Annotated in this window: 20 protein-coding genes and 4 pseudogenes; 16 read left to right on the top strand and 8 right to left on the bottom strand. The window is 68.8% G+C overall.

Annotation, left to right across the window (positions count from 1 at the left end):
- Positions 1 to 264 precede the first annotated feature (264 nt).
- Both FDO69_RS43185 and FDO69_RS37830 read right to left on the bottom strand, forming a co-directional pair.
- Entirely contained in the window at positions 265 to 912 is a 648-nt protein-coding gene (locus tag FDO69_RS43185; protein ID WP_420878575.1) for a DUF5994 family protein, read from the bottom strand.
- A gap of 80 nt (positions 913 to 992) precedes the next feature.
- Positions 993 to 1,244, bottom strand: a complete 252-nt coding sequence (locus FDO69_RS37830) for a hypothetical protein (protein ID WP_104787927.1) — start codon at positions 1,242 to 1,244, stop codon at positions 993 to 995.
- A 173-nt stretch (positions 1,245 to 1,417) separates the two neighbouring features.
- On the opposite strand from FDO69_RS37830, the gene FDO69_RS37825 reads away from it, so the two are divergent.
- The 6 genes and pseudogenes from FDO69_RS37825 (at position 1,418) to FDO69_RS37800 (ending at position 6,483) form a co-directional block, all read left to right on the top strand.
- Positions 1,418 to 1,903, top strand: a complete 486-nt coding sequence (locus tag FDO69_RS37825; RefSeq protein ID WP_104787924.1) for a DUF5994 family protein — start codon at positions 1,418 to 1,420, stop codon at positions 1,901 to 1,903.
- A gap of 447 nt (positions 1,904 to 2,350) precedes the next feature.
- Positions 2,351 to 2,554 carry a cold-shock protein gene (locus tag FDO69_RS37820; RefSeq protein WP_023586116.1) on the top strand — a complete coding sequence of 68 codons (204 nt, stop codon included), beginning with the start codon at positions 2,351 to 2,353 and terminating at the stop codon, positions 2,552 to 2,554.
- A 344-nt stretch (positions 2,555 to 2,898) separates the two neighbouring features.
- The gene (locus FDO69_RS37815; protein WP_104787921.1) at positions 2,899 to 4,392 is read left to right on the top strand and encodes a DEAD/DEAH box helicase; all 1,494 of its coding nucleotides are present in this window, start codon (positions 2,899 to 2,901) and stop codon (positions 4,390 to 4,392) included.
- A 103-nt stretch (positions 4,393 to 4,495) separates the two neighbouring features.
- Positions 4,496 to 4,804, top strand: coding sequence for an SCO5918 family protein (locus tag FDO69_RS37810; protein ID WP_104787918.1), 309 nt, complete (start codon positions 4,496 to 4,498; stop codon positions 4,802 to 4,804).
- A 1,059-nt stretch (positions 4,805 to 5,863) separates the two neighbouring features.
- Positions 5,864 to 5,998, top strand: a pseudogene (locus tag FDO69_RS42540) (MerR family transcriptional regulator); the annotation flags it as partial.
- A gap of 281 nt (positions 5,999 to 6,279) precedes the next feature.
- The gene (locus tag FDO69_RS37800) at positions 6,280 to 6,483 is read left to right on the top strand and encodes a cold-shock protein (protein ID WP_055495910.1); all 204 of its coding nucleotides are present in this window, start codon (positions 6,280 to 6,282) and stop codon (positions 6,481 to 6,483) included.
- 270 nt (positions 6,484 to 6,753) lie between these two features.
- On the opposite strand, the gene FDO69_RS37795 is transcribed toward FDO69_RS37800, so the two are convergent.
- The 3 genes from FDO69_RS37795 to FDO69_RS37785 all read right to left on the bottom strand — a co-directional run bounded on the left by FDO69_RS37795 (position 6,754) and on the right by FDO69_RS37785 (position 8,832).
- On the bottom strand, positions 6,754 to 7,314 hold the full coding sequence (locus FDO69_RS37795; protein WP_170321001.1) for a hypothetical protein: 561 nt from the start codon (positions 7,312 to 7,314) through the stop codon (positions 6,754 to 6,756).
- 135 nt (positions 7,315 to 7,449) lie between these two features.
- The gene (locus FDO69_RS37790; protein WP_234388276.1) at positions 7,450 to 7,644 is read right to left on the bottom strand and encodes a PP2C family serine/threonine-protein phosphatase; all 195 of its coding nucleotides are present in this window, start codon (positions 7,642 to 7,644) and stop codon (positions 7,450 to 7,452) included.
- Positions 7,645 to 7,692: 48 nt separating this feature from the next.
- A complete protein-coding gene (locus FDO69_RS37785; RefSeq protein WP_104787915.1) occupies positions 7,693 to 8,832 on the bottom strand; it encodes a PucR family transcriptional regulator in 1,140 nt (379 codons plus the stop codon).
- Between the two features lie 86 nt (positions 8,833 to 8,918).
- Between FDO69_RS37785 and FDO69_RS37780 the strand changes: the two genes are divergently transcribed.
- From FDO69_RS37780 to FDO69_RS37745, 8 genes and pseudogenes are all read left to right on the top strand, one after another.
- Positions 8,919 to 10,040 carry a ferredoxin reductase gene (locus FDO69_RS37780; protein ID WP_138430271.1) on the top strand — a complete coding sequence of 374 codons (1,122 nt, stop codon included), beginning with the start codon at positions 8,919 to 8,921 and terminating at the stop codon, positions 10,038 to 10,040.
- A 7-nt stretch (positions 10,041 to 10,047) separates the two neighbouring features.
- Positions 10,048 to 11,166 carry a fatty acid desaturase family protein gene (locus tag FDO69_RS37775; protein ID WP_104787913.1) on the top strand — a complete coding sequence of 373 codons (1,119 nt, stop codon included), beginning with the start codon at positions 10,048 to 10,050 and terminating at the stop codon, positions 11,164 to 11,166.
- 268 nt (positions 11,167 to 11,434) lie between these two features.
- A pseudogene (locus FDO69_RS37770) lies at positions 11,435 to 11,677 on the top strand (TerB family tellurite resistance protein); the annotation flags it as partial.
- A gap of 322 nt (positions 11,678 to 11,999) precedes the next feature.
- The gene (locus tag FDO69_RS37765) at positions 12,000 to 14,129 is read left to right on the top strand and encodes an MMPL family transporter (protein ID WP_104787910.1); all 2,130 of its coding nucleotides are present in this window, start codon (positions 12,000 to 12,002) and stop codon (positions 14,127 to 14,129) included.
- 137 nt (positions 14,130 to 14,266) lie between these two features.
- Positions 14,267 to 15,634, top strand: coding sequence for a sensor histidine kinase (locus FDO69_RS37760; RefSeq protein WP_104787908.1), 1,368 nt, complete (start codon positions 14,267 to 14,269; stop codon positions 15,632 to 15,634).
- A complete protein-coding gene (locus FDO69_RS37755) occupies positions 15,631 to 16,302 on the top strand; it encodes a response regulator (RefSeq protein WP_104787905.1) in 672 nt (223 codons plus the stop codon). The genes FDO69_RS37760 and FDO69_RS37755 overlap by 4 nt, the downstream gene beginning before the upstream one ends.
- Positions 16,303 to 16,686: 384 nt before the next feature.
- A complete protein-coding gene (locus tag FDO69_RS43180; RefSeq protein ID WP_199838360.1) occupies positions 16,687 to 16,854 on the top strand; it encodes a hypothetical protein in 168 nt (55 codons plus the stop codon).
- A 205-nt stretch (positions 16,855 to 17,059) separates the two neighbouring features.
- Positions 17,060 to 17,440 (top strand): AQJ64_40280 family protein, encoded by a 381-nt coding sequence (locus FDO69_RS37745; protein ID WP_104787902.1) that lies wholly within the window; start codon positions 17,060 to 17,062, stop codon positions 17,438 to 17,440.
- Positions 17,441 to 17,473: 33 nt separating this feature from the next.
- Here FDO69_RS37745 and FDO69_RS37740 read toward each other — a convergent pair.
- The 3 genes and pseudogenes from FDO69_RS37740 to FDO69_RS37730 all read right to left on the bottom strand — a co-directional run.
- A pseudogene (locus FDO69_RS37740) lies at positions 17,474 to 17,713 on the bottom strand (transposase); the annotation flags it as partial.
- Positions 17,662 to 17,865: a protein kinase family protein gene (locus FDO69_RS37735; RefSeq protein WP_234388279.1), complete on the bottom strand. Its 204-nt coding sequence runs from the start codon at positions 17,863 to 17,865 to the stop codon at positions 17,662 to 17,664. The gene FDO69_RS37735 and the pseudogene FDO69_RS37740, both read right to left, overlap by 52 nt.
- 421 nt (positions 17,866 to 18,286) lie before the next feature.
- The gene (locus FDO69_RS37730; protein ID WP_167526767.1) at positions 18,287 to 19,375 is read right to left on the bottom strand and encodes an alcohol dehydrogenase catalytic domain-containing protein; all 1,089 of its coding nucleotides are present in this window, start codon (positions 19,373 to 19,375) and stop codon (positions 18,287 to 18,289) included.
- A gap of 102 nt (positions 19,376 to 19,477) precedes the next feature.
- Between FDO69_RS37730 and FDO69_RS37725 the strand changes: the two genes are divergently transcribed.
- Together FDO69_RS37725 and FDO69_RS37720 are read left to right on the top strand one after the other, a co-directional pair.
- Positions 19,478 to 20,371 (top strand): LysR family transcriptional regulator, encoded by an 894-nt coding sequence (locus tag FDO69_RS37725; protein ID WP_104787899.1) that lies wholly within the window; start codon positions 19,478 to 19,480, stop codon positions 20,369 to 20,371.
- 89 nt (positions 20,372 to 20,460) lie between these two features.
- A pseudogene (locus FDO69_RS37720) lies at positions 20,461 to 20,622 on the top strand (transposase); the annotation flags it as partial.
- Positions 20,623 to 20,806: the final 184 nt, after the last annotated feature.

The following is a 20,806-nucleotide window of genomic DNA, read 5'->3' as shown; positions in this document are numbered from 1 at the left end:
GAGCCGTTGGTGGCGGCCGCGGTCCCGGCCACGGGCCGGCGAGAGCCGATGCGCGTGTAACTCCTCCGGCACTGCGTTGATCCTGTTCGCTCGTCGGAACTCCGCCCGGGTCCGCGACTGTGGGCGCCAGGCGACAGCCCTGTTGGGCAACAAGGCCCGGATTCAAAGAAGCATCGATCCCACTGGCCCTTTCCACGGATACATGGGATGGATTAACGGGTACGGACGTTGCCTCTGTCTAGTCCTGCGACACGAAAGACTTCGCTACTTGCGGATGCGTATCCACGCGGTGAGGGTCACATCCAGGGGCTGACCACCGTGAAGGAGCTGTCGGCGCGGAAGGTGTCGGTGTTCTGTTCTGGTAGAGGTCCATGCGCAGCGCGTGGTTGTAGTGCCGGAGGTAGCGGCCGGGTAGTGGTACGACTCCAGGCTGTCGAAGCGGATCCGGTAGTCGGCCGGGCCGGCCGGTGGTGGCCCCGTACGATGAGGAAGTTTCTTGTGCGGATCCTGCTCCGACGTGAACCAACCAACCTTTGCCGCATGGCCGTTGGCTGAGACCGTGCGCGGGAGGATCGGCCCGTAGTGCGAGTTGACGGCGATATGAGTGATCCGTCCCCACAGCGGATCCAGCACGTCCGCCAGAGCGGAGAGTTCGCGTGTCAGGTCACGTGAACGTTCGCGTGTCAGGTCACGTGAACGCGGCCACCAGGCGCCGTCCAGCTCGACGTGCCCTGGTGAAGGAAACTCACGGGTTTCCGCGCGAGTCGCGCGGTCGGGACTCCGAAGGGAACGGCCCGTAGCGGGGGATGAGGGGTGGTCGCGGGCATCGCGCGAAACCCCTCTCCGGATCTCTGCGCCTCTGCGCGAGGGCAGCCGCCCGGTGTCGTTGCTCACCGGGAACGAAACCGGCATAGGAGCCGGCGTGCGAAGTGCTCCCGATGAGTTCACGCTACTCCCCGAAGAGGCCGAACGGACCGCTCCTGGACGTCGGCTCACTTCCGTCGGCGGTCGTCCTCCGAGGAGCGGCTCGTCTCCAGCCAGGACCGTGCCGGTTCTGCCGGGCGGGTGGTGTCCACGGTGAGCTGGAGGCGGGTCCCTCCCTGGCTGTCCGCGGGATAGCTGCGCTGCTCGGTGGCGGCGAAGCACTGGCGGAGAACCTCCGCGACGCGACGGGCGACCTCGGGGGAGGCCGCGACGATACGTACCTCGGCGTGCCCGTCCGGGGGTGTATCCGTGGGCTGCATGGCGACCTCGTTGTTCGGGCACAGATGAGCGGACCGATCTTTCACTCTACTCCGGCATGCCCTGTGGCCCTCGGATGTGACCGGCGAGCTTCCCGGCCGACGTGGGCCGCGGAGTACCGTGAAGCAAGCAAGTCACTCCGTTTTCCTTACAGGCAGGCAGGCAGGCGAGTGCGATGTCCGACTCCGGCTCCCCGCGTGTGACCAGGCTCCTGCGGGACGCCGTCCACCAGGCCCTGAAACCCGGGACGGCTGTAGTACGGCTGGAGACGACGCACGACCGCCGGGGTGTTCTCGACGGAGCATGGTGGCCGCGGTCCCGGGACATCGCCGCGGAGCTCCCCGCCCTGATCGCTGCCCTGGCCGAGCACCTCGGGCCGGTCACACGTGTCGGCCTGGACGCCGCTGCCTGGGAAGCACTGCCGACGAGGCTGGTTGTCGATGACCGAGTCGTGCACATCGACTCCTTCCCGGCCGGCGACGACACCGTCCTCATCACCCGTGGCGAGCAGGATCTCTTCTCCCTGCTGGTGGTCCCGCCGCACGCGACGCCCGACGCTGCGCGCGCCGCGATGGCCGAGGCCGTCCGCGCCGGCAACGTTACGCAGGCCGAGCAGATCCTCATCGACACCGGCACCGACCGGGCAGCGCCGGAGATGTGAGAGCGATCAGCCGCCGCGGTCCGTCCGACTTCGACCACGGCATGTCGACACGAGCTGCTGGGCCCCCTCGAAGCGGCGTTTTACGGATGGCCGCGTACGTCGTCGCACCCCTGGGACCCCTGGTGTCCTCGGCGACTCTTCATGAGACGTTGCACTCCGGGTGAATCAATATCTGTGCCCGAGAGGTCAGAGTTTTACGGACCACGCAGTAGGGGTTTTAGCCGCGACGAGCAGAGTGGAATTATCCAACGCACACGGAACGTTCCGGCGTGCTACTGTCGTTCTCAGTTGCAGTTGTGGTTCCCAAAACTTCAAGTGCCCCCGCCAGGCTTCTGCCGATCGGGAGCACTTTTGTATTTCCGGTCATTTCCGGGCGGGGTAATCATCGCGGCGACACGGCGTCCGCGTGGTGCGGATGCCGATGCACTGCCCCAAAGGAGATATGACATGGCTGCTGGTACCGTGAAGTGGTTCAACGCGGAAAAGGGCTTCGGCTTCATCGAGCAGGACGGTGGCGGCGCCGATGTGTTCGCCCACTACTCGAACATTGCCGCGCAGGGCTTCCGTGAGCTGCTCGAGGGCCAGAAGGTGACCTTCGACATCGCGCAGGGCCAGAAGGGCCCGACGGCCGAGAACATCGTTCCGGCCTGACGCTCACGCACCATCTGTAGCTGGGGCCCGCATCCTTCGGGGTGCGGGCCCCAGCTGCACGCGTATCCCGCAGCGGTTTTCACCCGCGGGACGCCCCGGAGGAATCTGCAGTGCCACCGTAAGCGGTTCCTCCCTCAGGACGCAGACGCATCCTGCAGCGCTGCCTCGCAGCCGGCGCCCGGATCGCAAGGTCCCGATCGCGTCACCCATTTCAGCACCTGCGCACCCGAAGGTTTCGGTCGGCCAGATCTGCTTTCTTTTCCACCGGTCCATACTTGTAATTCTCCATGCCGTTCATCGCAGCGGGGATTCCTTGATATGTGCCACATCGAGGAAGGTTCCGCATGAACCGCACGTACACGAACGACCGCCCCGCCCGCACCCGTGACGGCCGTGCCGACGCCGGAAGGGGCGGCAGCGGCTACGGCTCGCAGGCACCGCGCCGTACCGGCGGGCCCGTCCGCTCCGGCGGTTACGGCCGTCGGCCCGCCGCAGCGCAGGGTGAGTTCGCGCTGCCCAGGACGATCACCCCCGCGCTGCCCGCCGTCGAGGGCTTCGCCGATCTCGACATGCCCGAGCAGCTCCTGGCCGAACTCGGCAGGCAGGGGGTGACCGTACCGTTCCCGATCCAGGGAGCGACGCTGCCGAACTCCCTGGCGGGCCGTGACGTGCTCGGCCGCGGGCGCACCGGCTCCGGCAAGACCCTGGCCTTCGGCCTCGCCCTGCTCGCCCGCACCGCCGGACAGCGTGCCGAGCCCCGCCAGCCGCTGGGGCTGATCCTCGTACCCACGCGTGAGCTGGCACAGCAGGTGACCGACGCGCTGACCCCGTACGCCCGCTCCGTGCGGCTGCGGCTGGCCACGGTGGTGGGCGGCATGTCGATCGGCAGGCAGGCCAGTGCGCTGCGCGGCGGAGCCGAGGTCGTCGTCGCGACCCCGGGCCGGCTCAGGGACCTCATCGACCGCGGCGACTGCCGGCTGAACCACGTGGGCATCACCGTACTGGACGAGGCCGACCAGATGGCCGACATGGGCTTCATGCCCCAGGTCACCGCGCTGCTCGACCAGGTGCGCCCGGAGGGGCAGCGAATGCTGTTCTCCGCCACCCTGGACCGCAACGTCGACCTGCTGGTGCGCCGCTACCTGACCGACCCCGTCGTGCACTCCGTCGACCCGTCGGCCGGTGCGGTCACCACGATGGAGCACCACGTCCTGCACGTCCACGGCGCCGACAAGCACGCCGCCACGACCCAGATCGCCGCCCGCGACGGCCGCGTGATCATGTTCCTGGACACCAAGCACGCCGTCGACCGGCTGACCCAGGACCTGCTCGACAGCGGGGTACGGGCCGCCGCGCTGCACGGCGGCAAGTCGCAGCCCCAGCGCACCCGCACGCTGGCGCAGTTCAAGACGGGGCACGTCACCGTGCTCGTGGCGACCAACGTCGCGGCGCGCGGCATCCACGTCGACAACCTCGACCTGGTCGTCAACGTCGATCCGCCGACCGACCACAAGGACTACCTCCACCGCGGCGGCCGTACCGCCCGCGCCGGCGAGTCCGGCAGCGTCGTCACCCTGGTCACGCCGAACCAGCGCCGAGGCATGGTCCGTCTGATGTCGGACGCCGGAATCCGGCCGCAGACCACCCAGATCCGCTCGGGCGACGAGGCCCTGAACCGGATCACCGGCGCCCAGGCCCCGTCCGGCATCCCGGTCGTCATCACCGCACCGGTGGTCGAACGCCCCAAGCGCAGCGCCACCTCCCGAGGCCGCCGCCGCCCCACCTCCGCGACCAGGCGCACCCCTGTACGCCGGCCCGGCTTCGGCGCGGTGGCCTAAGACTTTCAAGGCGGCGCTCTCGGCATCCTCGCCCTCTCCCGCTGAAACACCTGGCCCCTGGTCGGACCGTTCTTCCGTTCTTCCCTTCTCTCTGTGAGGCCACATGCGCTGCGTCATCGCCCGCTTCCCCTTCGAGCTCACCAAGGGCGGCGTGCTGGAATCGATGAAGGGCATCAAGCCCGAACCGGTCACCGGCGAATCGGTGATCATCGGCCGCCGCCACTACCCCGTCAAGCAGGTCGGCCAGGTCATCACCCGCCAGGACCGCCGTGACTTCAGCGCCGCCGAAGTCCTGCGGGCCATGGCTCAGCTCGGCTTCACCTGCCGCGCCGTTCCCAAGGCAGCGCCCCTGGGCAATCTCAGCCCGATGCAGCAGGCTTCCGCGATGCTCGGCACCCCTGTCACGGTCTGACCGGGGCAACAGACACGAGCCGACACCTGAGCAGCAGCGTGGGCCCGACCGGTACGCCGGCGGGCCCACACCGCGTGCAGGGGGTTCCCGCCACCGTTGCCCTCAGGATCCGGGCGACACGGAAGTGCAGACGCGTGGGAGGCCCGTCCTCCTTCAGGGGGCGTCGAAGACGGCGGGCGAACTCGCCCAAATGGGCGAATCCCTCAGCACATCCGACACCCTCTGCCTCCACGCGGTGGTGGGTCACTGTGAGTACCGGACAGAGTCTCGCAGCTGCTTGAACCATCCATGGGGACCGGCGAGGCAGACCGGTCGAGGCGGAGCACCTCACTTTCCAGCGCGCGGAAATCTATATCGGCTGGAGTAGACTTTGGTCGGCAGTGTGGTTAAGGTTTCTGTCGTAGCAGAGGTCAAGAGAGGCCCGGCAGAGATGAACTGCCGGGCAGTAGCACGCAGTTGCAGTACGCAGGACGGTGCGGTGGTGGAGTTCCGAAGCCAGAGCGGTTGCAGGACGGCGACGGGACTGACGACCGGACCGGGTGGCCCGCAGTGATCAGGGGCCGCCATGAGCAGTACCGCAGTGGCAGTACGAGTAAGTGAAGGTTCGCAGTACCCAGCAGTGAAGTGAGTGAGCAGTACCTCGGTGAAGGCGTCGGCTGCGGGCGCGCGCACCGGGAGGTTCGGCAGTGGGGTTCCAAGCCAGAGCAGACGCAGGACGGGTGACGGGGCTGGCTGCCGAAGAGTGGCGCTGTGTAAGGCCACCAGCAGTTCGCAGTTTCCGTTGGTGAGTAACTGATCAAGAGGGAAGAACGGAGGAGCCGAGCGCCATCAGGATCGCCCGGGTGGAAGTCTTGGACCCGGGTACCGCAGGACATCGATAGTGAGGTGGTCTCCGGTCGAGCAACCGCGATCCCCGCGCCCCCGACAGTGTCTCGGTCGGGTCTGCGGAAACAGAGGGCCGGTGCAGTATCAGGGCCCGCAGATGGTGGAGTAGTTCCTTCGGGGCCCTGGTGTCAGTACGGCATCAGGGCCCCTCCACGCGTTCCACAGAGAGGTGCGATGACAGCAGACGACACGTTCGGCCGTCTCGATGACGACGACTAGCCCGCCTGCACCACTGGCCGGGCTGCCGAGATGCTCGGCACCACACAGGGCTTCCTCCGTGCCATCGGCGAAGCCCGCCGAATATCGCCGCGCCACCGCATCGGTGAACTCGATCGCAGCAGCGTGAGATGAGCGTGCCCGTCCGCGTCGGCGGGCACAGCACACATGGTCTGCTGTGCGCTGTGATCGTTTCCTATGGTGACGCGGCGTGTGGGCGTGTAACGTTCTGCGTCAGCTGTCGTGGTTCGGAATTCCCTCTTGCCCGTGCCTCTGGTGTGGGCGTTTTGCTGTGCTGTGCCGCAGGGACCAGGGCGATCACCTCTGCCTTCCACATGGTGTGGGAGGCGTTCATCGACTGGAAGGCATCAGACATGGCAACGGGAACTGTGAAGTGGTTCAACGCGGAGAAGGGCTTCGGTTTCATCGCCCAGGACGGCGGCGGCCCGGATGTCTTCGCGCACTACTCCGCGATCAACTCCACCGGCTTTCGTGAGCTCCAGGAGGGCCAGGCCGTGACGTTCGACGTCACCCAGGGCCAGAAGGGTCCGCAGGCCGAGAACATCAACCTGGTCTGACCTCGCGGCCCTGCCCCAGGGGTCGCGCGCACTGCGTCCGGTGAGCGCGGCCCGTGCGGGCTTTGCCGACCACCGGGCGAAGCGCCTGCTCTCGTGCCGGGCGTGCAAAGGATCAGGGGCCGCCGCAGCCATTGCTGAGCGGCCCCTGATCTGTTGAGGCGGAGACGGGTGCGACCTCGGCCCGAACTTCCTGACCTCAGTTGCTTCGAGCGTCGTCCGGTTCGAGCGCGGCATGTTCTGCGCCTGTTCGCGCAGTTACCCAGCAGACGGTCAGGCGCCCGTCCAGGCGTCGAGGAAGGCTTGCCGTCCAACCGGATCGTCCCATCTGCGGTCCGCATGCAGAACGCGCCAGGCGGTGAGCTCGAGATCTCGGAGCCACAACTCGCCGATGACCTGTGTCTTGAGGTCAGGCAAAAGGTCGGACTCGGCGAGGGCTTGACCGATCACCTCCCCGGCCGCTACGCGCTGGGGCGGGGTCATCTCATCGAAGGCCGAGAGGATCTGCCGGGCCAGGGCGGTTCCCTCTCCTTCCAGAGAACGCAGCACCTGGGCCTTCATGTTGACGGGTAGCAGGTACGCGGTGCCCGAGGACCTCCACAGGTCCGACCAAAAGCGTTCGCCTGCCTCGGTGGGGGCAGGCAGCGCGGCCAGTAGCCCGAGAAGATGGCCGGTGGCCGCATAGCCGTCGGAGTGGGCAGCTGCGACGACTGCGATGCCTGCTACGCGCTCCACATCGAGTTGGTCGGCTTCGAGACGCGAAGCCGGACCCAATTGATGTTCCAACTGGTGTGCCAGGGCGGCGGATACGTGGGGGCGGACCTCAGGAAGCATCGGCGATCCTTGCGCGTAGGCGAGCGGGAGATGCCCGTTCGTAAACCCTGATCTTTCCCATGGCCGGCCGATCCACTCGGCTTGGGCAGGCCCAATCGGCGGCAGGGGAGCGGGCGGCTGATCTGGCCGAACCGATCAAGCCGAAATTGCGTGGTTGAGGGTGCGAGCGGCCTCGCGGGGATGCAGCGCGCGAGTGGGCACGATCAGGTCGGACACATCGAGGCTGCCCGCGTTGCGCTCCAGCACGCCGTCGGTCAGCATCACCAGCGGGTCGCCCGGCCGCAGGTCCAGCGACTGGCCCCGGTAGGAGGTGAGGGGCAGGGAAGGCACGATTACTGGACCGCTCGCGGACGCGGTCCTGGACGGTCGAAGAACGCGTCAGCTGACCCTGAGACCGACCGCGAGCGTCAGTTCAAGGACCCGGTGCGGCGATGCGAGATCCGGAAACAGCTCCCGTAGCTGCGCCATCCGGTACCGGACGGTCTGGGGATGGACGAACAACGCCGCCGCCACCTCGTCCCGCCTGCCCTGGTGCAGCAGCCACGCCCGCAAGGTCTCCTCCAGCCGCTGCGCGGTCGCGACAGGCAAGGTCCGCAACGGTGCGAGGGCTCGGGCCCGCAGGTCTGCGAACGCGTCCCCGTCGGCGCTCAGCACCAGCTCGGGCAGGTGGTCCTCGGTGTCGCGAATATCAGAGGAGAGGGAACGCGCGCGCACGGCTCGTGCGTACGAGTCGGACGCACGAGTCCATGGCCGGGCCGGGCCGACCACGGCGGTGCGGTCGGCCAGCTGCCTCAACAGATGTGATCGGTCGGCATCGGGGACGAGCAGTACGCCCAAGGCGTCCGGCAGCTCGTCGAGGACGAGGGTGCTCGGGTCGAGCACGCGGTAGGCAGGCCGAGCCTGGGCGGCGGGCAGCAGCACCGCGGTCAGCGCAACCGGGGGCTGCCACCCGGCCCGTTGAGCGGAGACAAGCAGTACGTCCGGGCTCGCGCCGGCGAGGAGGTCGCGGGCAAGCTGTTCCAGGTGGCGCTCGTGCGCCCTGCCCTGGGCGGCCAGTTCGTCGGCGTGGCCCGCGGCGCTCGCGGCGGAGAGCTCGTCGATGTAGGCGAAGGTCAGCTCGGCGAACTTGGCGACCTCGGCAGCGGGCAGACCTGCGGGTACGGCACCCGCTGCCAGGCATCGCCAGGCCACGCGGGCGCCGACGCGGTAGGCGCTGAGCAGGGCGTCCATCGAACGGCCGTCGCGTACCTCGCCGCGGCCCAACTCGTAGGCCGCGTCACCGCCGTCGCCGCCCGTGGCGCTGCCGCTCGCGAGGTCCAGGTAGTGTCCCAGGGCGGTGCGGACGGCTCGGCGGATGGTGCCGCCCATGCTGCCCGAAAGGGCGTTGGCGTAGGAAGGGACCTCGTCGATGATCGCCTGGACGACTTCGTCGGCGGTGGTTTTCAGCGCGGCCCGCAGTGCGGTGACCGTCCTCTCATCCAGGGCCAGCTCGCTGGCCCTCTGGATTGCATGACTCATGTTTTGTTCCCTGCGAACAATTCACGCGACCTGATTCACATCCTGCGGTCAGGACTTTACGCCCTGAGGCACAGCAAGCTGGAGTCATGACGAGTACAGCCCTCCGCAGCAGGGCGTGGAAACTGCTGGAGATGGTCACGACGCCGCTGCTGCCGTCGGACTACCTCGATCTGGTCAGCCCGCTGCGTGCGGGTGCCGACCTGCGTGGGCGCATCGAGGCCGTGCACGCCGAGACGCGTGACGCCGCGACCATCGTGATCAGACCGGGACGGGGCTGGCGTGGCCACACAGCCGGTCAGTACGTGCGGATCGGGGTCGACGTCGACGGGGTGCGACTGTGGCGTGCCTACTCGCTCACCTCGCCGGCAAACCGTCAGGACGGCCGCGTCACGATCACCGTGAAGGCGATCCCGGACGGCAAGGTCAGCAATCACCTGGTCCGCAGGGCGAAGCCGGGCACACTGATCCAGCTCGACCAGGCGACCGGTGACTTCGTGCTGCCGGAGGTCAAGCCCGCCAAGGTGCTCTACCTGACGGCCGGCAGCGGCATCACGCCCGTGATGGGCATGCTGCGCGACACCGAGTTCGACGACGTCGTCATGGTCCACTGCGCGCCACAGCCGCAAGACGTGATCTTCCGCAGCGAACTGCACGACCTGGCCGCGGACAAGAAGCTGCGGCTCACCGAGGTGCACACCGACACCGACGGCATGCTCGACATCGCCGCCGCGGACAAGAAGCTGCGGCTCACCGAGGTGCACACCGACACCGACGGCATGCTCGACATCGCCCGCCTCGACGAACTCGTGCCCGACTGGGCCGAGCGCGAGACCTGGGCCTGCGGGCCCGCGGGCATGCTCGACGCCGCCGAAAGGCACTGGAGCGAACACGGCGTCCCGGAGCGCCTGCACACCGAACGCTTCCGCCCCAGCGTCGTCGTCGCCGGCGACGGCGGCGAGGTCACGTTCAGCACCACCGGCAAGACCGTCGACGCGGACGGCGCCACGCCGTTGCTGGAGGTCGGCGAGGAGGCCGGCGTGCTCATGCCCTCCGGGTGCCGCATGGGCATCTGCTTCGGCTGCGTCACGCCGCTCAAGGCGGGCGCCGTCCGCGACCTGCGCACCGGCGAGATCACCGAAGCCGAGCCGGGCGTCCTCATCCAGACCTGCGTGTCCGCCGCTGCGGGCCCCTGCGACATCGAACAGTAGGAGCACTTTGACCGCCATCGACCCCACCGCCCACCTGACCGCGGAGCAGATCGAGGAGCTCGGCCGCGAGCTGGACGCGATCCGCGACGAGGTGATCGCCGGCCGCGGCGAGAAAGACGCCGCCTACATCCGCAAGGTCATCTCGGCGCAGCGCAAGCTCGAACTGGTCAGCAGGGGCGTGCTGCTGTTCTCGCTCTTCCCGCCCGCGTGGCTGATCGGCACCGCCGGTCTGTCCGTGGCGAAGATCATGGACAACATGGAGATCGGCCACAACATCCTGCACGGCCAGTGGGACTGGATGCGGGACCCGAAGATCCACTCCACCACCTGGGAATGGGATCACGTCTCGCCGGCCGACCAGTGGAAGCACTCGCACAACGAGCTGCACCACACGTACACCAACGTGATCGGCAAGGACAACGACCTCGGCTACGGCATCATGCGCGTCGACGAGGACCAGAAGTGGCACCCGTTCCACCTCGGCCAGCCGCTGTGGAACTTCATCAACGCCTGTTTCTTCGAGTACGGCATCGCAGCCTACGACCTGGAACTCGGCAAGAACCTGCACAAGCGCCGCCGCAAGAACCCGGAGTTCCGCGCGCAGGCCAAGGCCGTGGGCCGCAAGATCCGCAAGCAGGTGCTCAAGGACTACGTCATCCACCCGCTGCTGTCGGGCCCGTCGTTCCTCCCCACGCTCGCCGCCACGTTCACCGCGAACCTGGTCCGCAACATCTGGTCCCACTCGGTGATCATGTGCGGGCACTTCCCCGAGGGTGTACAGGTCTTCGAGCGCCGGTCGATCAAGGGCGAGACGCGCGGCCAGTGGTACCTGCGCCAGATGATGGGCTCGGCGAACATCAGCGGCAGCAAGGCCATGCACTTCATGACCGGCAACCTGTCGCACCAGATCGAGCACCACCTCTTCCCGGACCTGCCGAGCAACCGGTACGCCGAGGTCGCGGTGAAGGTGCGCGCGTTGTTCGAAAAGTACGAGCTGGAGTACGTCACCGGGCCGCTGCCCAAGCAGGTGTTCTCCGCGTGGCGCAAGGTCTTCCGGCTCTCGCTGCCGAACAAGAAGCCCAAGGTCAAAACGCCGGCCCGCGAGCAGGAGCTCGTCGCGGCCTGATTCCCGGTATTGGTTCAGATCTTTCGGCCGTACCGGCGGCGCCGCCGGGTTCCCAGCCCATCAAGGAGACCCGCGCCGGCTGGGGACGCCTGCTGGCCGATCTCGCCGACGTCACCGGTCTGACCGGCTCCTTCGCCAATGCGCTGCACCGGTTGCGGCCGTGCGGCACCTGCTCGCCGACGACGGCGAGGCAATAGCCGACCTGGTCCTCCTGGGCGACCAGCGCGAGGTATACGGTCCGGTCGCCTCCACCCCCACCGCATGGCGCCGGATCTTAGGCGAACCCTGCGGGCCCGGGCTGGCCATGGAGCTCCATGAGGCCCGGGACCCGCTGGCGCCCCACCTGGCCCTCCGTCGGCCGGAAGGCCATCCTCCTCCAGGGTGCCCGTATCGCTCTCGCCGACGGGCCGTACAGCCTGCCGAACGGGAGACCCTCGCTACAGTGGGCACTGCGCTGACGATCTGTGCGGATGATGTGACGCGATTGCTCACGGCGGCGCGGACGCCGTCGGGAGCCCCGGGTGGGCCCGGGCCCCTCGCGCCCTCCCGGCGGGGGATTCATTTCTGCTGCGGGTCGGTGAGGGCTGGTCGCTCCCCCACTCTCGGCTTCGCTCGAGCGGGGGGACCCCCATCGCGGCGGAGCCGCAGATCGAAACAGCCCCGCACCCCTTCCGGGGCGGCGCGCCGTCCGCCGACTACCTCCCAGGGAGTAATCCGCACCCGCCGTCACCCCCGGCAGTACGCGTCACCTCGCCCTCCCGCCCGACGAAAGCCGTGGTTCTCACCGGAAGTCTGGGAACCGAAGCAGACGTCACCCGGAGGGAGATCGGTCGATGAGGGCCGGAGAGACAACCACGACGAGGACGGGGCGCGGGCGAGCCGTTCCATGGGCGGTGCTCGGGCTGTGGATTGCGGTGATCGCACTCGTCGGGCCGTTCGCGGCGAAGCTCGCCGACGTGCAGCACGACAAGGTCACCGACTACCTGCCGGCGAGCGCGGACTCGACGCAAGCGGCGAAGATCGAGGAGAAGTTGCCCGGTGGCGAGACCACCGAGATGGTGCTCGTCTACCACCGGGACGGCGGGCTCAGCGCCGCCGACCGGAAGACCGCGGCCGGGCAGGTCGCGGAGATCACCCGACAGCACGAGCTGATCGGCGGTACTCCCCAGGGGATTCCGTCCAAGGACGGCACGACCCTGATGTACCCGGTCGCCAGCAACGAGCCCGGGGCGGACGAGGAGAAGCAGGACGAGCTCGTAACCGACGTTCGCAAAGTCGCCCAGGGCGAAGGCGGGTTGAGCGTCGATGTGGGCGGCACCGGCGCGCTGGGCACCGACTCCGGCGCAGTCTACGATTCGCTCGGCGGACCGCTGCTCTACACCACCGTCGCCGTCGTCGCCGTACTGCTGATCCTGATCTACCGCAGCCCCGTGCTGTGGCTCGTGCCCCTCGTCGTCGCCGGGATCGCCGACTACATGTCGATGGGCGTCGCCTACGGCCTCAACCAGGCCTTCGGCACGACCGTCTCGGGGCAGAGTTCGGGTGTGATGACAATCCTCGTGTTCGGGGCGGGCACGGACTACGCGCTGCTGCTCATCTCGCGCTACCGGGAGGAGCTGCGGCGCATCGAGCGACCGTACGAGGCCATGGTCGCCGCCCTGCGCGGCTGCGGGCCCGCCGTGCTCGCCTCCTCCGGCACCGTCGCCGCCGGACTGCTGTGCCTGCTCGCCGCCGACCTCAACAGCAGCCGGGGCATGGGCCCGCTCGGCGCCGTCGGAGTGCTGTGCGCGCTGATCGCGATGATGACCCTGCTCCCCGCCATCCTCGTAGTGGTCGGACGGCGCGTGTTCTGGCCGCTCGTGCCCGCCTTCGGGAGCACGCCCAAGCAGCGGCGCAGCCTGTTCTCGGCGATGGGCAGCTCCGCCGGACGCAGGCCGCTGACCGTACTCGCGAGCGGTGCCGTACTGCTCGGCGCCCTCGCCCTCGGCTCGTTCAACCTGCCGGGAGCGCTCAAGCAGGAGGACTCCTTCGTCAAGAAGCCGGAGTCCGTCGTCGCGATGGAGACCCTCGCCAAGTCCTTTCCCGACAGCGGCAGCCAGCCCATCGACGTGATCACCCCGCAGGGGCGCGCCGACGAGACCCTCGCGACAGTCCGCGGCACACCGGGCGTCGGCAGCGCGGAGAAGGGGCGTACGGGAGACGGCTGGACCGAGATCTCCGTCTTCGCCAAGAGCGCACCCCAGTCGGCGGGGGAGACCACCACCATCAAGTCCCTGCGGGACGAACTGAAGGGCTCTTACGTCGGCGGGGACAGCGCCCAGCAGATCGACCTGGAGGACACCAACGCCCGGGACACGAAGATCGTCGTACCACTCGTCCTCGTCTCCGTGATGCTCATCCTGATCGTGCTGCTGCGGAGTCTGGTCGCCCCGCTGCTCCTGGTGGTCGCGGTCGTCGCGGTGTGGGGCGCTTCCCTCGGGATCGGCGGACTGGTCTTCGAACCGCTCCTCGGCCTCAAGGGCACCGATCCGGGGCTCGGACTGCTGTCCTTCGTGTTCCTGGTCGCCCTCGGCGTCGACTACGGCATCTTCCTCATGCACCGGATGAGGGAGGAGTCCCTGGCGGGAGCGGAACCGGCCACGGCGGCACTGACCGCACTGCGCACCACCGGCGGCGTCATCGCCTCCGCCGGACTCGTCCTCGCCGCGACCTTCGCCGTGCTGATGAACATGGGCCTGGTGCAGCTGGTCCAGCTCGGCTTCGTGATCGCCGTCGGTGTCCTGCTCGACACCTTCCTCGTACGGACGTATCTGGTGACCAGTGCCAGCGTCGCCCTGGGCCGGAAGGTGTGGTGGCCGGGCGTGCTCTCACGGCAGCCCGGGCCGGCCGAACCGGCCGGGGCGAGCGGAAGGGGCGGACCGACCGAGCCGCCCCGGCAGCCGGAAACCGTCAGTGCACCCTGAGCACGCTGATCGAAGGCCTCGATCGAACGCTCTGATCGAGCACGCTGATCGTGCACCTTGATCCGGCGGGCCCGCCCAGGTGCCTCTCCTTACGTAGGGGCGCCCGGGTTCCCGCACGAGTACCGGAAGATGGAGCCGTGGAAGAACGGGGAACGACCACAGGGGTACGCGACCGGTCGGCGGCGGAGACGGCGGCCGGTGGCGGCGGGCGGTCCCGTCGCGTCGAGCGCATCCTGTCCGCCATCAACCGCGAACCGCTGACCGCACCGCACCGCACCCGCAACGACGCGGTCCTCGCCCTGTGCGTCGCCGTGCTCGCCGTAGCCATCACCCTGACGGGCAGCGAAGGGACCCGGCCCGACCATCTCAGCTGGATGCTGCTGCTCGCCGGGCACGTGCCCCTCGTATGGCGGCGGCGCAGTCCGTTGGTGGCCCTGCTCGGGGTGGTGGCGTGCATGGCTCCGTACTACGCCCTCGACTACAACCCCGCCCTGCCCGCCCCCGCGATCGTCCTGGCGCTCTACACCGTGGCGGCGACCGGCGCCGTACGCCGCACGCTGCTCACCGGTGTCGCCGTCCTCGGCCCGACACTGATCAGCAACGGCCTCACCAACTCGGAGGGGGCGCTGGAGTCCCTGGAGATCTCCGGCTGGATCATCGCGGTCCTGTTCATCGGTATCGACGTCCGCTACTACCGCCGGTACGTCGCCTCCATCGTCGAGCGGGCCGAACGTGCCGAACACACCCGGGAGGAGGAGGCCAGGCGCCGCGTCGCCGAGGAACGGCTGCGGATCGCCCGTGACCTGCACGACCTGCTCGCCCACAGCATCACACTCATCGGCGTGCAGACGTCCGTGGCGGCCCACGTCCTCACCGCCGACCCCGAGCGCCTCGACCGCAAGGCCGTCGCCCAGGCACTGGACGACATCGCGGGGACCTGCCGGACCGCCCGGGCAGAACTGCGTACGACGCTGGAGGTGCTGCGGGCGCATGACACAGTCGTGGGAGTGGGCGCGGATCTGGGAGCGGGGCCCGGTTCCGTGTCCGGCTCTGTTTCCGGGGCCGAGGACATGCGGGGGCCGCTGCCCGGGATCGACGGACTGGCCGCTCTCGCGGAGACCGGCCGGGTGGCCGGGGCCAAGGTCGAACTGTCCGTCCGCGCGGACGACATCCCGCCCTCCGTTGGCGCCACCGCGTACCGCATCGTGCAGGAGGCGCTCACCAACGCCGTACGTCACGGCGGCCGCGAGGACCTCACCGTGCGAGTGGGTCTGTGGACCGCGGACGGCGCACTGCGGGTGAGTGTCAGGGACGACGGGACGGGCGGGGACGACGGCTCGGGCGGCGGAGTGGGCCCGTCCGACGGCAGGCCGGGGTTCGGGCTCATCGGAATGCGGGAGCGGGCCCGTAGCGTGGGCGGGACACTGGACGCCGGTCCGGGGCCCGCCGGGGGCTTCGAGGTCACCGCCACACTGCCGCTGTCCCGGGAGGACGAGGTTCGATGACCATCCGCGTACTGCTGGCCGACGACCAGAACCTCGTACGGGCCTCCTTCGCGATGCTCGTTTCGTCGGCCGGGGACATGGAGGTCGTCGCCGAGGCGGGCACCGGGCGGGAGGCCGTGGCGCTGGCCCGGTCGGCGCGGGCCGATCTCATCGTGATGGACATCCGCATGCCCGACCTCGACGGGATCGAGGCGACCCGGCTCATCGCCGCCGACGAGGATCTCGCGGGGGTCAAGGTGCTCGTCCTGACGACGTACGAGACCGACGAGAACATCGTCGAGGCACTGCGGGCCGGGGCGTCCGGCTTCCTCGTGAAGGACATCAGGCCGGCCGAACTCCTCGACGCCATCCGGACGGTGGCCGCGGGGGAGTCCCTCCTCTCGCCCGGTCCCACCTCGCGGCTGATCGCCCGCTTTCTGCGCGCGCCGAACACCGGGACGACATCCGCGGTGGGCGGGCTGAGCGGGCTGTCCGAACGGGAACGGCAGGTGCTCGCGCTGGTCGCGAGCGGTCTCAACAACGCCGAGATCGCCGACGCGTTGGGACTCAGCCCGCTGACCGCGAAGACCCATGTCAGCCGGATCATGGGCAAGTTGGGGGCGCGGGACCGGGCGCAACTGGTGATCGTGGCGTACGAGTCGGGGCTTGTGACACCTGGGACTGTCTGAGTTCGGGCCGACTTCGGAGCGGGTTCAGGTTGCGTTCCGGGGGTCGGTTGTACGGTCCCTCAACTCCCTGTGGTCGCACGGGCATTGCTCTGTCCCTCGGTGCGCACCAGTCTGCGCGTTTCGCTTATGGGGGTGTCCGAAGCCTTGAGCGGAAAGGCGAAAGTTGCCTTCTGAGCTGGGAAGATGAGGCTTGTCGAAGGTCTCGGTCATCGCAGCAGGAAGGCACTTTCTGCGTGCACCCTACCCAGTCGCGTCCCAAGCTCGTCGTGTCGGCCGATGGCCACGGGGTGGTCGGCCACGCCGGATCCCGCTTGCTGGCCGATCTCTCCAATGTCACCAGCCTGACCAGCGCCTCCACGGACGCACTGCGTCCACTGCGACCGCGTGGCACCGGGCACGACCGCCTGGCGCCTGCTGGCCGGCATCGATTCGGCTGCACTCGCGCGCCTGCGCTCGGCCAGAGCCACCGCCCGGGATGTCGCCTGGCTGCAAGCCGCCGAGACCACGGCGGCGAAGCCCTGGCCGGAGTTCTTACTGATCGTTGCAAAATGAGGTCGCGGTGTCGGCTGGTGATCTGCGGCGATCCGAGAGGGAGGGCAGACAGTCGGGAGTGTTCGGTCCGCGTTCGTCCCGGCTCACGCAACCTGCGCAAGCGCTGGGCAGTCCTACCGGATGCCGAGAGCGGTTACAACGGTCTTGCCGATGTGCGGGCGCATAGGCAGAAAACAGGCATCCGAACGCTTAACCGAGGAGAGGGATGGCGAATCTGAACACGCAGACGACCTGGATTGACGCACGTGAAAGACTGCCGCGGGACGGTGTACCGGTGGCAGCGGCGATCACGGGCCGGTACCCAGCTGACAGCGCTGAGTCCGAGAACTCGGTGGAGGAGGCGTTCTGGCTGGTAAGGCCGATGTACTTCACGACTCGGCACTTCAGTGAGGACGGAACGGAACACAGGGACTGCTTCGTCGACTCGGACGGATATGTCCGTCTGCCCTACGGTCTTGCCGACCATGACACGGTGACTCACTGGGCTGAGCTGCCCACCCTGCCGGGCAGGACGACACACCTCGTTCTCGGGGAAGACGTGCAGCCGGCGCTCCAGGATGCGTGGCGTGCTCGCCCTGGCACCTGACACACATCCTGTTTCGGGCACTTACTGATCATTTCAGGATGAAGTGCGGATTCGTCGCAAGCAGATGATGCTGCAGGCGAGTTCGAGTAGGCCCTGATGGAGGTCAGCGCGTCGCTCGCAACGGATGCGGAGTCGCTTGAATTGATGCAGCCAGGCGAAGGCGCGCTCTACTACCCAACGCACCTTCGCCGCGGAACCGTGGGCGACGCCGCGTCGGGCGATCAGCGGTTTGATGCCGCGATGGTCGCCTCGCGTTCGAAGCGGGCGCGGGTGTGCGGGTCCGTGCGGTCGGGCCGGATCACCTTCACGGCGACCGGTTCCCCCGCGACCGAGTAGGCGAGGTACACCTCCCCCATCCCGCCCGCGCCGAGCGGCCGCTCGACGAGGAACGGGCCGATACGTGACGGCAGAGACGCGCCGCTCACCGCACACCCCCTGACTCCCGCAGCGAAGCACACCGTCGCACGGTGCATGCCCCCCTCCGCCAATGAAGAAGCAAAGCACGAGGGGCATGGACACCGACGGAAGTGATCACATCGGACCAGGACCAGCTGCAAGGATTTTGTCCGGAAGCTGGCTACGGATGCAGGGAATGTCGCCCTACTCCGTCCACATTCGGCATCAGGGCCAACAGACCTGTGCGTGTCTGTCCTGGGAGCAGGTCCGGAGGACGAAGCAGGCTCAAGTGGCTTCGTTCATTTCAAATAGCAGCGAATCTTCGTCCGTTCGGGCAGCAGTTGGTGATCTTGAGGCTCATGGTTGTTCGCGAGAAACAGCAGCAGCATGGCGGCCTGCGCTCGTGAGGGCGGGGACGTGGCGCTGACATGTGGGGATCAGTCGGTCTTGTCAGCGAGCCGGTGGGGTGAGGGTGGTGCGGTCGAACGGGCCACCATGTGAGGCGGCGTACGTGACGGCCTCGTTGACGGCGTCGAGGCCGAACGACCGGACCCGTTCGGTGGCGAGGTCCAGGGTGCCCGAGGCGAGGAGCCGGATGATGCCGACGTTCGCTGTACGCGGGTACATCCACTGGCCGCGCACGGTGATCGAGTTGCGCATGATCCATGGGTACGGGAGGGCGAGGTCGTCGCCGCCGAGCATGCCGACGCCGCCCATGAGAACGACGCGGCCGTATTCGCGCACGGTCATGGCTGCCGTGCGCGCTGCCGAGCTGGGTGCGCTCGGCGGTAGCAGGTCGATCACCATGTCGATCGGGCCGTCGGCCGCCGCGGACATCGCCGCGCGGTCGCCGGCCTCGTCCCCGGTGAGCGGAACCGGGCGCACGAGCGGACCGAACCGATCGGCGAGGAGGTCGAGCGCGGCCTGGTTGCGGCCTGGGGCGACCACGCGGCCCGCCCCCATGGCAAGCGCCACCGCAACCGCACTGCTGCCGAGGTTGCCGGTGGCCCCGCTGACGAGCAGCGTCTCACCGGCTGCGAGCCGGCCGGCCAGCAGCCCGCCGTAAGGGATGACGTGCATGCCGAGCGCGGCCCAGCGGGCCGGGTCGTCCCCCGCCGCTGCGGGGAGCGGGAAGACGTTCTCCGTCGGGACCCGCATGAGCTCGGCGAACGACCCGTCGTGCAGGTACCGGGCGAGGCGCGCGCCGCCCTCGCTGCGGGAACTCCAGCCCTGGAGCGTGATGTCGGGCGTCAGGGCGTCATCACGTGAGCGCACCGTCGGGTCGCACCACACCAGGTCGCCGGGGCGCAGCCGGGTGGCGTCGGGGCCCACGTGGACGACCCGTCCCACGCCGCCGATGCCAGGCACGACGGGAGGGACCAGGGGGTAGTTGCGCTCGCCGCTGAAGACCTCAGCCGCGTAGGGCGCCACGCCGGCGGCGAGGACCTCGACCACCACCTCGCCGCCGCCGGCCTCGGGGTCGGGAACCTCCCGCACCGTGAGCGGGGTACCGAACTGCGTCAGAACTGCTGCTCGCACCTGATGACCTCCGTGTTCGTCCGTGTTCGTCGGGATCGACACTAGGAACCCGGCGGGCATGCGGGAAGCGACGATCAAGCATCTGTGGTATGCGTATCTCGCATGGACATCTCCAGCACAGGCCTACGGGTCCTGCGGCAGATCGCCGAGTCCGGCAGCTTCACCGCAGCAGCCACCCGGCTCGGCTACACACAGTCGGCGGTCTCACGCCAGGCCGCCGCCCTCGAACGAAGCGCGGGCGCCGCCCTGTTCGAACGCCGACCTGACGGAGTGCGGCTCACCCCCGCGGGTCTGACTCTGTTGCGCCACGCTCGCACGATCCTGGACTGTCTGACGGCGGCCGAGCGCGACCTCACCGGCACCGTCTCGCGTACCGAACTGGTGCGGCTCGGACTGTTCCTGAGCGCGGGCGCGGCCATCCTGCCTCTCTCACTCACCCGCCTCGCGGCGACCGACCCGCAGATCACGGTCACGACTACCGAGGGCACCACGCCCTCCCTGGTCCGGGCACTGCGCGCGGGCTCGATCGACCTTGCCGTGCTGACGTCCCGCCCGCCCCACCGGCCTTTGGACGGCGAGTCGCCGCGCCTGCACGTCGAGACCGTCATGGACACCGAACTTGTCGTGGCGGTGCCTTCGACCGGAGAGTTCGCCGGCCGCACCGCGGTGCACGTCGACGAATTGATCGACGCCCCGTGGATTGCCGCCCCGGCGTCGAACGCCGAGCCGCTGCTCGGCGTCTGGCCTGGCCTGCCCGGACGGCCGGACATCGTCCACTGCGCGCGCGACTGGCTGACGAAGCTTCAGCTGGTCGCCGGTGGCTTCGGGGTGACAACGGTGCCCTCGCGGCTCTCGCCGATGCTGCCGCCCGGGGTGAGCCTGCTGCACGTCGAAGGCGCACCTCCCGAGATCCGCCGGGTTCTCGTGGCGCGGCTCCCCGGCCGCCCCACCCCGGCGATCACGGCCGTCACCCGAGCAATTGCCTCGACCACCTGATACGTGCCGCCGGCCGTCAGATTCGGTGCCGTAGCCCGCCGGGGCGCGCACCATCACGTGTACCTCGGCATGAGCCTCCGCGTTTCACTTCCGAGCCGAAGAAGCTCCGCTACCGGCTGCTGCACGCAGCCGCCCGCATCACCCGCGGCGGCCGCCGCCTTTACCTGCGGATCTCCGCTACCTGGCCCTGGCGAGACGAGTTCGTCAGAGCGGTCGCCCGCCTCCCCACCCTGCCACGGCCAGCGACCTGACCGGCGCACCGTCCCCGCCCACCCACGACCCGAGGAACTGGAGCACCCGACCCGAGCGTCGGGCCTCAGCCATGCCCGCCCGACGGCAAGCGGCCAACAACCACGGTTCGCCGCGATCAGCCCGGCTGATCACTCCCTACCGAAACGCAGAGGCTGATGCGCCGGGTCTCTCCAGCGCAGTGAC

The organism is Streptomyces tibetensis (genome assembly GCF_007655005.1).
Lineage (GTDB): Bacteria > Actinomycetota > Actinomycetes > Streptomycetales > Streptomycetaceae > Streptomyces > Streptomyces tibetensis.
This window is presented reverse-complemented; position numbering and strand designations above follow the sequence as displayed.

What these genes read in the sequence shown, in the direction of transcription:
- FDO69_RS37825 (WP_104787924.1), top strand. Translation starts at nt 1,418, where the DNA reads ATGTCCGACTCCGGCTCCCCGCGTGTGACCAGGCTCCTGCGGGACGCC.
- FDO69_RS37820 (WP_023586116.1), top strand. Translation starts at nt 2,351, where the DNA reads ATGGCTGCTGGTACCGTGAAGTGGTTCAACGCGGAAAAGGGCTTCGGC.
- FDO69_RS37800 (WP_055495910.1), top strand. Translation starts at nt 6,280, where the DNA reads ATGGCAACGGGAACTGTGAAGTGGTTCAACGCGGAGAAGGGCTTCGGT.
- FDO69_RS37725 (WP_104787899.1), top strand. Translation starts at nt 19,478, where the DNA reads ATGGACATCTCCAGCACAGGCCTACGGGTCCTGCGGCAGATCGCCGAG.
- FDO69_RS37810 (WP_104787918.1), top strand. Translation starts at nt 4,496, where the DNA reads ATGCGCTGCGTCATCGCCCGCTTCCCCTTCGAGCTCACCAAGGGCGGC.
- FDO69_RS43185 (WP_420878575.1), bottom strand. Translation starts at nt 912, where the DNA reads ATGCCGGTTTCGTTCCCGGTGAGCAACGACACCGGGCGGCTGCCCTCG.
- FDO69_RS37745 (WP_104787902.1), top strand. Translation starts at nt 17,060, where the DNA reads ATGGCGAATCTGAACACGCAGACGACCTGGATTGACGCACGTGAAAGA.
- FDO69_RS37780 (WP_138430271.1), top strand. Translation starts at nt 8,919, where the DNA reads ATGACGAGTACAGCCCTCCGCAGCAGGGCGTGGAAACTGCTGGAGATG.
- FDO69_RS37830 (WP_104787927.1), bottom strand. Translation starts at nt 1,244, where the DNA reads ATGCAGCCCACGGATACACCCCCGGACGGGCACGCCGAGGTACGTATC.
- FDO69_RS37765 (WP_104787910.1), top strand. Translation starts at nt 12,000, where the DNA reads ATGAGGGCCGGAGAGACAACCACGACGAGGACGGGGCGCGGGCGAGCC.
- FDO69_RS37755 (WP_104787905.1), top strand. Translation starts at nt 15,631, where the DNA reads ATGACCATCCGCGTACTGCTGGCCGACGACCAGAACCTCGTACGGGCC.
- FDO69_RS37785 (WP_104787915.1), bottom strand. Translation starts at nt 8,832, where the DNA reads ATGAGTCATGCAATCCAGAGGGCCAGCGAGCTGGCCCTGGATGAGAGG.
- FDO69_RS37795 (WP_170321001.1), bottom strand. Translation starts at nt 7,314, where the DNA reads ATGCTTCCTGAGGTCCGCCCCCACGTATCCGCCGCCCTGGCACACCAG.
- FDO69_RS37815 (WP_104787921.1), top strand. Translation starts at nt 2,899, where the DNA reads ATGAACCGCACGTACACGAACGACCGCCCCGCCCGCACCCGTGACGGC.